This window comes from Frigoribacterium sp. CFBP 13707, assembly GCF_014842245.1.
In the GTDB taxonomy this organism is placed as follows: domain Bacteria; phylum Actinomycetota; class Actinomycetes; order Actinomycetales; family Microbacteriaceae; genus Frigoribacterium; species Frigoribacterium endophyticum.
On sequence record NZ_JACYVL010000003.1, the window covers coordinates 55,205 to 67,530 of the forward strand.

7 protein-coding genes and 1 pseudogene are annotated in these 12,326 nt (G+C 75.1%); 1 reads left to right on the plus strand and 7 read right to left on the minus strand.

Features of this window, described 5'->3' with window-relative positions:
• Positions 1-2: 2 nt before the first annotated feature.
• The 3 genes from IFT45_RS07285 to IFT45_RS17635 form a co-directional block, all read right to left on the minus strand.
• Entirely contained in the window at positions 3-1,547 is a 1,545-nt protein-coding gene (locus IFT45_RS07285; RefSeq protein ID WP_082514389.1) for a sugar ABC transporter ATP-binding protein, read from the minus strand.
• Positions 1,548-1,626: 79 nt separating this feature from the next.
• Complete coding sequence (locus tag IFT45_RS07290) at positions 1,627-2,649, minus strand: substrate-binding domain-containing protein (protein WP_192127489.1); 1,023 nt, start codon at positions 2,647-2,649, stop codon at positions 1,627-1,629.
• A gap of 9 nt (positions 2,650-2,658) precedes the next feature.
• Positions 2,659-6,081: a DUF5107 domain-containing protein gene (locus IFT45_RS17635; RefSeq protein WP_192127490.1), complete on the minus strand. Its 3,423-nt coding sequence runs from the start codon at positions 6,079-6,081 to the stop codon at positions 2,659-2,661.
• Positions 6,082-6,174: 93 nt separating this feature from the next.
• Between IFT45_RS17635 and IFT45_RS07300 the strand changes: the two genes are divergently transcribed.
• Positions 6,175-7,041 carry an AraC family transcriptional regulator gene (locus tag IFT45_RS07300; RefSeq protein ID WP_056055314.1) on the plus strand — a complete coding sequence of 289 codons (867 nt, stop codon included), beginning with the start codon at positions 6,175-6,177 and terminating at the stop codon, positions 7,039-7,041.
• 56 nt (positions 7,042-7,097) lie between these two features.
• Here IFT45_RS07300 and IFT45_RS07305 read toward each other — a convergent pair whose 3' ends face one another.
• From IFT45_RS07305 to IFT45_RS07320, 4 genes and pseudogenes are all read right to left on the minus strand, one after another.
• Positions 7,098-8,345, minus strand: coding sequence for an amidohydrolase family protein (locus tag IFT45_RS07305; RefSeq protein WP_192127491.1), 1,248 nt, complete (start codon positions 8,343-8,345; stop codon positions 7,098-7,100).
• Between the two features lie 75 nt (positions 8,346-8,420).
• Complete coding sequence (locus IFT45_RS07310; protein WP_192127492.1) at positions 8,421-9,740, minus strand: ABC transporter permease; 1,320 nt, start codon at positions 9,738-9,740, stop codon at positions 8,421-8,423.
• Positions 9,740-10,843 (minus strand): ABC transporter permease, encoded by a 1,104-nt coding sequence (locus tag IFT45_RS07315; protein ID WP_192127493.1) that lies wholly within the window; start codon positions 10,841-10,843, stop codon positions 9,740-9,742. The genes IFT45_RS07310 and IFT45_RS07315 overlap by 1 nt, the downstream gene beginning before the upstream one ends.
• 389 nt (positions 10,844-11,232) lie before the next feature.
• Positions 11,233-12,326: pseudogene (locus IFT45_RS07320) on the minus strand (ABC transporter ATP-binding protein); the annotation flags it as partial.

The window sequence follows — 12,326 nt, forward strand, 5'->3', positions numbered from 1 at the left end:
CTTCAGCTCGAGACCATGGAGGCCTGGAGCAGCACGGGCAGGGAGATGTCGGGGGCGCGGTACTCCTCGCGGAGGCCGCCGTCGCGGAGGACGAGCACGCGGTCGCAGGCCAGGGGCAGCTCCTCGATCTCGCTCGAGACGAAGACGACGAGCTTGCCGGTGTCGGCGACGGCGCGCATGATCTCGTAGATCTGCGCCTTCGCCTCGACGTCGACGCCCCGGGTGGGCTCGTCGAGGAGGAGCACGCGGCTGTCGGCGTGCAGCCAGCGGGCGATGACCGCCTTCTGCTGGTTGCCGCCGCTGAGGGTGCTGATCGGGCGCGAGAGGTCGTGGGCCTTGATGCTGAGCCGGTCGGCGAGCGCCTTCGTGGCGGTGGCGATCGCCCCGGCCGACAGCGCGCCTCCCCGGGTGACCCGGCCGAAGTCGCTCATGACGATGTTCTCGTCGATGCCGAGGCCGGGCACGACGCCGCGGCCCTTGCGGTCCTCCGGGGTCATGCCGACCCCGAGGGCCAGCATGCGGGAGGCGGTGGGCCGGTCGACGACGGAGCCCGCGATCGAGACGGTGCCGCCCGTCGCCGGCCGGAAGCCCGCGATCGCCTGGAGCAGCTCGGTGCGCCCGGAGCCGAGGAGCCCCGCGATGCCGAGCACCTCGCCGGCCCGGCCCTCGAAGCTGACGCCCCGGAGCTTCGGGGCCACGTCGAGGTCGTCGACGCGGAGGAGCACCTCGCCTGAGGTGACCGGTCGCGTCGCGACGGCCCGCTGTTCGGGGTCGGCGCCGATCATCAGCTCGATGATGTGGGCGGTGTCGCTGCCCGCGATGGAGACGGTCTCGACGACCTTGCCGTTGCGCATCACGGTCGCGGTGTCGGCGATCTGACGGATCTCGTCCATCCGGTGGCTGACGTAGAGCACCGCGACGCCCTGGGCGGCGAGCCGCTTGACGGTGTCGAGCACGAGGTCGACCTCCGCCGCCGCGAGCGCGCTCGTCGGCTCGTCGAGGATGAGCAGGCGCGGGTCGTCCTGCAGGGCACGGCCGATCTCGACGATCTGCTGCTGGGCGAGCGTGAGCCCGGCGACCTCGGCGTGCACGTCGATGTCGGCCCCGAGGCGCTCGAAGGTCGCGCGGGCCCGCTCGACCATCGCGCGGGTGTCGATGCCGAACCGGCCGCGGGGCCAGCGGCCCATGGCGAGGTTCTCGGCGACGGTGACGCCGGGCACGAGGCTGAGCTCCTGGTAGCACGTGGCGACGCCCGCGGCGGAGGCGGCGGTGACGCCGCCGTCGCCGAGCGGCTGCCCGCCGAGCAGGACCTCACCGGCGCTGGGGGTCTCGACGCCGCTGAGCAGGCGGATCAGCGTCGACTTGCCGGCGCCGTTCTGGCCGAGCAGGGCGCGGACCTCGCCGGCGTGGACGGCGAAGTCGACCCCGTCGAGGGCGGTGACGCCGGGGTAGACCTGGCTGACGCCGCGGGCCTCGGCGATGGGGGCGCCGCGGTCGCGGGCGGGATCGAGCGGCGCGATCGGGGTGTCGGCTGTCGACTCTGACAAGGGGATCCTCCGGGGATCGGGTGGTGGTGGGGGAGAGGGGCGACGGTGAGCCCGGCGGGGGCCGGGCTCACCGTGCCGATCACGGGAGACCGTCGGGGTGGGTCTCGGTCCACCCGGCCGCGTCGGCGGGCAGGTAGAGGTCGATCGGCGCCGCGACGACCTTCTCGTCGGGGGTCTTCCCGTCGATGGCGTCCTGCGCGGCGGCGAAGGCGAGCTTGCCCGCCTCGATGCCGCTGATGTCGACGACGGCCTTGAGCACGGAGCCGTCGGCGAGCTCGGCCGCGATGTCGGACGTCATGTCGGAGCCGAAGACGGCGACCTGACCGGTGAGGCCGCGGGTCTGGACGGCCTTGTAGGCCCCGACGGTCGCGCCGCCGGCCTCGCCGTAGAGCCCGTCGAGGTCGGGGTTCGCGCTGAGCATCTGCTCGGCGGTCGAGACCGCCTGGTCGACCTCGGCGCCCTCCTGGTTCGCGACGAAGACCGTGCCGGGCAGCGCTGCGGTCAGGGCCTCGGAGAAGCCCTCGAAGCGCTGCTGGCAGACCTCGTACTGCTCGCAGTTGATGACGCCCATCTTCGGGGCCGTGATGCCGGCCTCGGTGAAGTACGCCGCCGCCTGCGTGCCGAGGTCGCCGCCGAACTTCAGCGGGTCGCCGAGCACCCAGGCCGTGACGTACTGGTCGACGGCGTCGTCGCTGACGCAGGTGTTGTAGCAGATGACCGGGATCCCGGCCTCGCTGGCCTGGCGCACCGCGGGCACGCTGCCGTCGGTCGAGACCGCGGACATGATGATCGCGCTGACGCCGGAGGAGGTGAGCGTGTTCATGAACGAGCTCTCTTTCGAGACGTCGCCCGCCGAGGTCGACTCGAGGAAGTCGACCTTCTTCGAGTCGGCGTCCGCGGCGTCCTGGACGCCCTTCTTGACGCCGCCGTAGAAGCCCTGCGAGTCGAGGTAGAGGGCGCCGATGCGCTCGGCGCCGCCCTCGCCGCCGTCGGCGCTGGGGATGGAGCAGCCCGCGAGGGCGGCGGCCGCCGCGAGGAGCGCGGCGGCGGAGAGGACGCGGCGTCGCGCCCTCGGCCTGATCGGTGTCGACATGGTGGTCATGGTTCCTTCCTAGGGGCGCCCGGCGTCGTCGCCGGACGTGACCGCGGGGGCGGTCGGGTCGGGGGTGGTGGGGTCGACGGGGGAGGGCTCGTGGCCCAGCCCCGTCCACAGCTCGGCGACCACGTGGCGCAGCCGGGTGACGTCGGCGTCGCGCCCCTGCTGCGGGTCGTCCTGGAAGAGCAGCATCGTGGGCAGCGAGGTGGCGAAGTAGTCGACCTCGGCCGGGGTGGCGGCCAGCTCGACGACGAACGCGTCGAACCGGCGGAGCAGGGCCCGCGCCTCGTCGTCAGCGCCGAGCCTGGTCAGGGCGGTCACCGACGCGGCGCTCCGCTCGGTGAAGGCCTGGGCGGCCATGCCGGCGAAGTCGCCCGTGGCGTCGGCCGCCTGCCGCCAGGCCCACCGGGCGGCGTCGTCGTCTCCGCGGGCGGCGAGGGCGTCGCCGAGGGCGAGGTGGAGCTCCGCCGTCGTCTGCAGGGGGTGGCGGGCCTCGCCCAGGGTCGTCGGGGGCTCGAGCGCGGCGACGACGTGGTCGTGCGCCGTGTCGGCGCCGCCCGCGGCGAGCGCCGCGCGGGCGGCCGCCAGCGAGGCGGCCTCCCAGGCGCCGAGCACCTGGCCCTCGCCGCCCTCCCAGGGCTGGAACCGACGAGCGCGCACCGCGGCGAGGGCGTCGTCGTGACGGCCGACGGCGGTGAGCAGCCGGGCGCGGACGACGCTGAGGTCGTCGCGCTCGAGCACGAGGGCCGACTGCCGTTCGAGGGCGTCGAGTCGCTCGGCCGCGGGCACCCCACGGCGCTCGGCGAGCTGGTCGCTCTCGAAGAGCAGGCGCGAGTCGTCGGGCCGGAGCTGGCGGGCCGCGGCGTAGTGCTCGGCCGCCGCCTCGGGGTCGTGGGCGACGTTGTAGGCGGCCACGCCGAGGTTGCGCTCGACGACCGCGGCCTGGGCGTCGTCGAGGTCGCCCTGGAGGGCCCGACGCCACGCGTCGGCGGCGTCGGCGCCGCGGCCGTGGGCGTAGTACCAGCTGCCGAGCAGCGACCAGGCGAGGCCGTCGGCCGGCACCACCTGCACGGCCTCGAGCAGCACGGTGACGTCGTCGAGCCGCGACGGCAGGCAGCGGGTGGCGTCGACGGCGTGCAGCGAGACGAGGGCGCGGCGGGCCTCGGCCGTGCGGCCGGCCCGGGCCAGCAGGGAGGCGCGGTGGTAGCCGAGCAGGGGGCCCACGTTCACCTGGCCCTGAGCGGCACGGGGGAGCTGCGCCTGGGCGAGGTCGAGAACCGAGAGGGCCTCGTCGAGGTACCCGGCCGAGCCGTACTCGAGGGCGACGTCGAGCAGGGTGGGGGAGTCGTCGGAGAGGACCCGGCCGGCGAGGTGCCGGGCCCACTGGTCGAGCGGGTCGAGGGCCAGCGTCTCGTGCAGCAGGTCGTCCGCCTCGTCGCGCCGGTCGAGGTCGCGGAGGGTCAGGACGAGGAGGTCGCGGGCCTGCAGGTTGTCGGCGTCGCGGCGCAGCACGGCGCGGAGTAGCTGCTCCGCGGCGGCGGGGTCGGAGCGGCCGAGGAGGCGCGCGCGGGCCAGCGAGGCGGGCCCGGCCCAGGCGGCGTTCCAGGCGGACTTCGCCAGCGCCTCCTGCGCCTCCGCCCCCCGGCCGAGGCGGGTGAGGGTGAGGCCGAGCCGGTAGAGCGGCTCACCGTCGGCAGGGTTCGGCGCCCAGGCCAGCTGGCGCGTCACGGCCGTGCGCAGCAGGTCGAGCGCCTCGCCCCAGCGGGCGGAGTCGTGCAGGAGCGTCGCCAGCGCGACGTTGACCCGCACGTCTCCGGGGTCGCGACGGAGCGCCTCCCGCCAGTACGGCTCGGGCGACCGGGTCGCGTGGCGGTACTGCTGCAGGTACTGGCCGACGAGGAAGAGCTCGTCGACGGTGGCGACGTCGGCGGGGGCCGGCGGAGCGACCGCGGCGGCCGGGGCGTCGACGGTGCCGGTGCCGTCGGTGCCGTCGGTGCCGTCCGCGCCGCCCTCGGCGTCGAGCTGGGCGGCCACGCTGCGGCCGTCGACCGCGACGAGCACGCGCCCCTCGGCCCGCGCCTCCACCAGGACGTCGTCGAGCACCGTGCCCTCGGGCAGCGGGCGGTCGAGCACCGCGGGCGAGCCGGGCGCGACGGCGACGCGGTGCTGGTCGAGCACCCGGCCGTCGCGGGCCCGGACGACGACGTCGACGGCGGGGTGGGCGTGCGTCACGGCGAGGCCGACGCGGAGCACCGCGGGCCCCTCCTCGGGCAGGTCGACACGCAGCGCGGCGTCGCGCGTCGCCTGGTGAGCCGGGCCGATCTCGGTGATCGGGTACCAGAACTGGCTGAAGGTCTTCGTCTCGCCGGGCGTGAGGAAGGAGAAGTCGGGCTGGTTGTCGGTGTACACGCCGGCCATGAGCTCGACGTAGGGGCCGTCGCCGTCGGTGAGGTTGTCGTCCCAGGCCCAGCCGAAGGGAGCGTCGCCCCACGTCCACTGCTTCTTGCCGGGGGAGATCGCCCGGTCGGCCCAGTGGACGAAGCCGGCCCGACGGCCGTGGTCGTAGCCGCCGAAGAAGTCGTCGTCGGTGTGCGTGACCATGTACGAGGTCGGCACCGGGATGTTGCGGTACCAGTCGAGCCGGTCGCCGTCGGGGTGGTCGGCGTCGACGCGCGCGGGGTAGTCGACGCCGTAGTACTCGCCGGCGACCCGTGGGAAGTCGACGACGGCGCGCTTCGCGTGGTCGGCCACGTGCCGTACGTCGGTCGGGAAGAACGACTGGTAGTCGTCGTTGACCGCGGCGGCGACGTTCGCCCACCAGAGGAAGGTCTGCGTCTCGTCGCTGCGGTTGAAGAGCCGCACGCGGGCCTCGATCAGCGAGGAGCCGGGCCGCAGGCGGATGCCGTGCATGCCCTTCATCCGCGCGAAGGGGTCGTGGTCGGAGCACCACACGGTGACGGCCCCGTCGGCCTCGCGCTCGATCGACACGTCGGTGGGGAGGAACGTCGCGGGGCGGTGGTGCTGGGGCCAGTTGAACTCGACGCCGCCGGAGATCCAGGGCCCGGCGAGGCCGACGAGCGCGGGCTTGACGACGTTGTTGCGGTAGAAGATGTCGTAGTCGGCCGTCTTGTCGTAGGCCACGTGGATGCGGCCGCCGAGCTGCGGCAGGACGACGAGGCGCAGCCACTCGTTCTCGAGGTGCACGGCGTCCCACGCGTGGGGCCGCTTCTCGGCCTCGATGCGCTCGTGGAACGGCAGCGGGAAGACCCGCCCGGACGATCCTTGGTAGACCCGGGAGTCGAGGAAGGCCGGGTACCTGTCGGGCTCGCCCGGCAGGTAGGTGTCGACGACGAGGGGCTCCGACCAGGCGGCGACGCCTGCCGAGGCCTGGTCAGCGGGCACGGGGGGAAGAGTCAACCTCGACTCGGCGGTGAGCATGGGGCCAGCGTACGGAGCCGACCCGCGCCTCCGGAACGCCCGATCCACCGGCGTCCCTGGACGAAACGACGATCGGTGCGTCATCATCGACCCATGACCATCGAGGACGGCTTCCCCGGGCAGCGGCTGCTCGTCATGCCCCGCCAGGCGGTGCGCACCGCCCTCACGCAGCCGGGCACGTCGCACCTCGTCGTGACCGACGCGGGGTACTTCCCCGAGGCCCGCGCGCACGGCATGGCCCGCCCCGCCGGGGTGCCGCAGAGCGTCGTGCTCGTCTGCGTGCGAGGCGGCGGCTGGTGCGAGGTCGGCGGCGTGCGCCACGTCGTCAGCGCCGGGCAGGTCGTCGTGGTGCCGCCCGAGACGGCGCACGAGTACGGCTCGGACGACGCCGCGCCCTGGACGCTCTGGTGGCTGCACCTCGACGGGCGCGACCTCGCCGAGTTCCTCCGCGTCGCCGGCCTGACCGCGTCGGCGCCCGTGCGGCAGCTCACCGACGTCTACCGCGTCGTCGCGCTGATCGAGGAGGTCGTGCAGGCGATGGAGCGCGACCAGACCTTCGCGAGCGTGCTCGCCGCCTCGGGCGCCGCGTGGCACCTCATGGCCCTGCTCTGCTCGGAGCGCCGGGTCGGCAGCCCGCGGGAGTCGGCGGTCGAGCAGGCGCAGGACTACCTGCGCAAGCACGTCACCGAGCGCGTCTCGGTCGAGGAGCTCGCGGCCCTCGCCCGGCTCAGCCCGTCGCACTTCGCGGCGCGCTTCAAGGCGGAGACCGGGTCGACCCCGCTGCGGTACCAGACGCAGCTGCGCATGGCGCGGGCCCGGGAGCTGCTCGACACCACCGACCTGCCGGTCGGGCTGGTGGCGGAGCGGGTGGGCTACGTCGACCCCTTCTACTTCTCGCGCCAGTTCAAGGCGGTGCACGGGTCGACGCCGGTGGGGTACCGGGCGCAGCGGAAGGGCTGAGGTCAGGGCCGGGCCGGCCCGCACAGGGCGGGCGGCGCTGGCGGGCCGTGCCGTCCTCAGGCCGCGGGCAGCGCCCCCGCGACCACCCGCCCGCGGGCCACGACCGCGACGATCGCGTCACGGTCGAGCGCGGCCGCGTCCTCCCACGGGCGCCCGCGCAGCAGCACGAAGTCGGCGGCGGCCCCGACCGCCACGCGGCCGAGCTGCGTCGACCGGCCGATCGCCGCCGCCGCCCGCGACGTGCCCGCCCGGAGCACCCGCTCGGGCGACCAGCCGAACACGTCGCCCATCCGCCGCAGCTCGCGCATCTGGTCGCCGAACGCGACGTGGAACCCGTTGGCGTCGGTGCCGAGCACGAAGTCGACGCCGACCTCGGCGGCGGCGCGGAACGCAGGGTCGCGGGTCGCGACGAGCGCGGCCGCCGTCTCGCGCTGCTCGGCCGAGACGGGCACCGAGCCCTCGGCGATGGCGTCGTTGATCAGCAGCGTGGGGGCGACGGGCAGCCCGGCCGCCACGACCTGCCGGGCGAGGTCGCCGTCGAGCTGTGTGGCGTGCTCGATCGAGTCGACGCCCGCGCGGAGGGCCACGCGGATGCCCTCGGCGGTGTGGGCGTGGGCCGCGACGAGCAGGCCGAGCGCGTGCGCCTCGTCGACGATCGCGTCGATCTCGGCGCTCGTGTGGTTGCGCCAGGAGGGGGCGTCGCCCTCGGAGAGCAGCCCGCCGCTCGTCGCGATCTTGATGCCCGTCGCCCCCGCACGCGCGTGCGTCCGCACCAGGGCCCGGCAGGCGTCGACGCCGTCGGCGGTGGGCTTCCGGAGGCGCGGGTCGACCCCCGGGGGCACGAACATGTCGCCGTGCCCTCCCGTCATGCTCACCATGCCGTGCGCGAGGATCCGCGGCGCCTCGACGAGCCCCGCCTCCACGGCGCGCGCCAGCGAGAACTGCACCTCGTCGGCCGACAGGTCGCGCAGGGTGGTGACCCCGCCGGCCAGGGCACGCCGGGCGTGGGCCAGGCCGTGCAGCACCTGCTCGGTGGGGGGCGTCACGAGCGGCCAGGTCAGGAACCCCGAGGAGGCGCCTCCCGCGTTCCCGATCAGGTGGACGTGGGTGTCGACGAGGCCGGGCACGAGCGACAGCCCCTCGAAGCGGGCCGACGGCTCTGCCGGCTCCACCTCGGTGACCACGGCGTCCGTCGCGATGCCGGGCCGCGCGGGGCCCCAGCTGACGGTGCTCGGGCCGAGGGCGCCGTGGCCGTCCCAGACGTCGACGCCGGCGAGGGAGGTGGGGGAGGCATGGTGGAGCACGGTGGGTCCTCGAGAGGTCGGGGGAGCAGGAGCAGGAGCAGGGGCAGGAGCAGGAGCAGGACGGGCCGGGCGGGGTCAGCTGCGGCGCGTGCGTCGCGGCACCAGCCGCCCGAGCGCCGCCGGGGGCCGCATGCGGGTGCCGGCGACGACCAGCACCGCCAGCGTCACGACGTACGGGGTCGCGCTGGAGACCGCGGCGGGCAGCGGCACCGCGACGAACACGACGAGCAGCACGACGCCCACGACCAGGGGCGGCAGGCCCTCGCGCAGCTTCCGGCCGGGCACCGTGCGGCGCAGCCGCAGCAGGCCGAGGGCCGTGAAGACGACGGCGAGCACGAGCACGAGCGCCCGCAGCGTCTCCGGCCGGCCGATGCCGACGGCGTCGCTGACGCCGAAGAGGGCGGCGCCGAAGAACACGCCCGACGGCGTCCAGTTGCCGAAGATCAGCGTCGCGAGGCCGATGAAGCCGCGGCCGGCGGTCTGGTTCTCGATGTAGCCCTGCGAGATGAGGGTGAGGTAGCCGCCCGCGAAGCCGGCGAGCCCCGAGCCGACGAGCACCGCGATCCAGCGCGTGCGGTGCACGCTGCCGCCGAGCGCCTGCAGGGCGGCGGGCTCCTCGCCGGCGGCGCGCCAGCGGAGGCCGAACGGCGTCTTCCAGAGCACCCACGCGACGACGGGGATGATCAGCAGGCCGATCACCGCGGCGAGCGAGACGTCGCGGGTCAGGCCCCCGACGAGGCCGCCGACCTGGGCGACGACGGGCAGCTCGGAGGCCTCCATGGCACGGCTGAGGTCGGGCGTGCCGAGGCCGCCGCTGACGAACGGCAGCGACAGGTGCGGCACGTCCGCGCCGATGCGGGGCGACCGCGCGATGGTGCCGCCGTCCATCCCGCTGAAGACGATGTCGGAGGCGAAGCGCGCGACGGCCGCCGCGATGACGTTGATCGAGACGCCGACGATCAGCTGGTTGATGCCCATCTCGATGCAGAGCACCGCCATCAGCACCCCGAAGACGAGCCCGCCGGCGACGCCGCCGACCAGGGCGGCCCAGGGGCCCGCGACGGCGCCGAGGAGGCCGGCCGTCCACGTGCCGCCGATCATCATGCCCTCGAGGCCGACGTTGATGACGCCCGAGCGCTCGGAGAGGAGGCCGCCCATCGCGACGACGGCGATCGGCACGGTCAGCCGCAGGGCCGAGCCCCAGGTCGCCGACGCCGTGATGCCGGGGGCGTCGGCCAGGTAACGGGCGAGGATGAGCAGGCCGAGGCCGAGCAGGGTCCAGCGGAGCGCGGCGCGCACGTGGCGCGCGGACGGGCGGAGGCGGTGGACGGAGGCGCGGGCGGGCCCGGCCCCCGAGGGGGTCACCGCGGCGAGGGGATCGGTGCCGGTGCTCATCAGGAGGCTCCTCCGGTCGGGGCGGCGTCGGGGGTGCGGGCGGCCCGGAGGCGGCGGCGCACGGCGGCGGCGAGGGCGACGCGCTGGTCGACGCGCTCGGTGAGCCAGTACCCGACGGCCGACGAGAGCAGCACGACGGCGAGGAAGACCTGGCCCACCTCGGTCGGCAGCTGCACGAGGCCGAGCACCTGGCTGCTGCGCTCGACGAAGGCGAGCACGAACGCGCCGAGCGCCATGCCGATCGGGTGCTGGCGCCCGAGGAGGGTCGCCGCCAGACCGGTGAACATGAGGTCGGTCGGCAGCGTGCCGTCGAAGCGGCCGGCGACCGAGAGCACGTGGGGCAGCCCGACGAGCCCGGCGACGGCGCCGCTGACGAGCATCGCCTGGACGATCTTGCGGTCGACCCGGATGCCGGCCGATTCGGCCGCCTCGGGCGACCGGGCCGCGACCCGGAGGCCGTAGCCGAAGAGGCTGCGGTCGACGACGAGGTGGTAGACGACGCCGACCAGCACGGCGACGACGACGAAGCTCGAGACCGCTCCCTGCCCGCTCCCCGTGCCGGGCAGGGCGGGCATGAGCCCGCTGGCGTCGATCATCGCCGTGCCGGTGTTCTGCCCGCCGCCGGACCGGAAGACGCCGCTGAGCAGCACGGCGACGACGGTGGTCGCGACCGCGTTGAGGAGGATGGACGTGATGACCTCGTTGACGCCGCGGTGGATCTTGAGCAGGGCGGGGATGAGGGCCCAGCCGGCGCCCACGGCGCACGAGATCAGCAGGGTCAGGGGCAGGCGCACCGCCAGCGGGAAGGGCAGCGACGCGGCGGCGACCGCGCCGGCCAGGGCCGCCATGCGGTACTGCCCGTCGACGCCGATGTTGAAGAGGCCCATCCGCACCGCGAAGGCGCCCGCGACCGCGGCGAGGTAGAGCGGCACGGCCGAGTCGAGGCTCGCGACGAGCGACGCCGGCTGCGTGCCGTACGACCACATCACCGAGAAGGCGCTCGACGCGCTGTAGCCGCCGACGGTGAGGAAGAGGGCGGTGACCGCGAGGGCCAGCAGCACCGAGACGACGGGCCCGGCCGCGGTGACGACGACGCGGCGCATCAGCTGGCCCCTCCCGTCGCGGGGGCGTGGGCGCCGGTCATGTGTTCTCCCAGGTCGAGGGCGGTGACGTGTCGGGGGTCGAGCTCGGCGACGACGCGGCCGCCGTACATGACGAGCAGCCGGTCGCTCAGGGCGAGCAGCTCGTCGAGGTCGGCCGAGACGAGCAGCGTGCCGAGGCCGGCGTCGCGGGCCTCGACGAGTTCGCGCCAGACGGCGCTCTGCGCGCCGACGTCGACGCCGCGGGTCGGGTGCGCCGCGACGAGCACCGTCGGGTCGGAGCCGAGCTCGCGGCCGATGATGAACTTCTGCTGGTTCCCGCCGGAGAGCGCCCGGGCGCGGGTCGACGGGGTGCCGCCGCGCACGTCGAAGCGCCGGATGATCTCGGCGGNCGGCCCTGGTAGCCGAGCGCGGCGTTCTCGGCGAGGCTCAGGTCGAGCACGACCCCGTCGCGGTGGCGGTCCTCAGGGATGTACGCGAGCCCGAGCGCGCGGCGCTCGCGGGTGGGCAGGTCGTCGATGACGCGCCCGCCGAGCGACACGCTGCCCGTGTGCTCGACCCGGCCGAGCAGCGCGGCCAGCAGCTCCGACTGGCCGTTGCCCTCGACGCCCGCGACGCCGACGACCTCGCCCCGGCGCACGGTGAGCGACAGGTCGTCGACCAGGGGGCGCTCGCCGGGGCGGCCGACGGTGAGCCCCTCGACGGCGAGCACGACGTCGTCGCCCGGCGGCGTGCTGCGCGGCTCCACGGTCGGCATCGCGACCTCGACCATCAGCCCGGCCAGCTCGCGCGGCGTGGTCTCGGCAGCGGTCGTCCGCCCCACCACGCGCCCCGCCCGGATGACCGTGATGTCGTCGGCGAAGGCGAGCACCTCGTCGAGCTTGTGCGAGATGAAGACGACGGAGGCGCCCCTCGCGGTGAGCGCGCGGATGGACGCGAAGAGGGCGGTCGCCTCCGACGGCACGAGCACGGCCGTGGGCTCGTCGAGGATGATGACGCGGGCCTCGCGCCAGAGCACCTTGAGGATCTCGACCCGCTGCCGGTCGCCGACGCCGAGGTCGGACACGAACGCCTCGGGGTCGACGTCGAAGCCGTTGGCCGACGCCAGCTCGCCGACGCGTCGGCGGGCCGCCGCCGCGTCGATGCGCCAGGCCGAGCCGGGCTCGTCGGCGAGGACGACGTTCTCCCACACGCGGAGGGCGCCCGCGAGGAGGAAGTGCTGGTGGACGATGCCCACGCCGGCCTGCTGGGCCTGGCGCGGCGAGCGGAAGTCGTGCGCGACTCCCTCGACCTCGACCGTGCCCTCGTCGGGGCGCTCCTCGCCGGCGAGCACCTTCATCAGGGTCGACTTGCCGGCCCCGTTCTCGCCGACGACGGCGTGCACCGTGCCGGGGCGCACGAGGACGTCGATCCGGTCGTTCGCGGTGAACGTCCCGAAGCGCTTGACGATCCCGGTCAGCCGGACCGCCGCCTCCTGCGCCCCCAC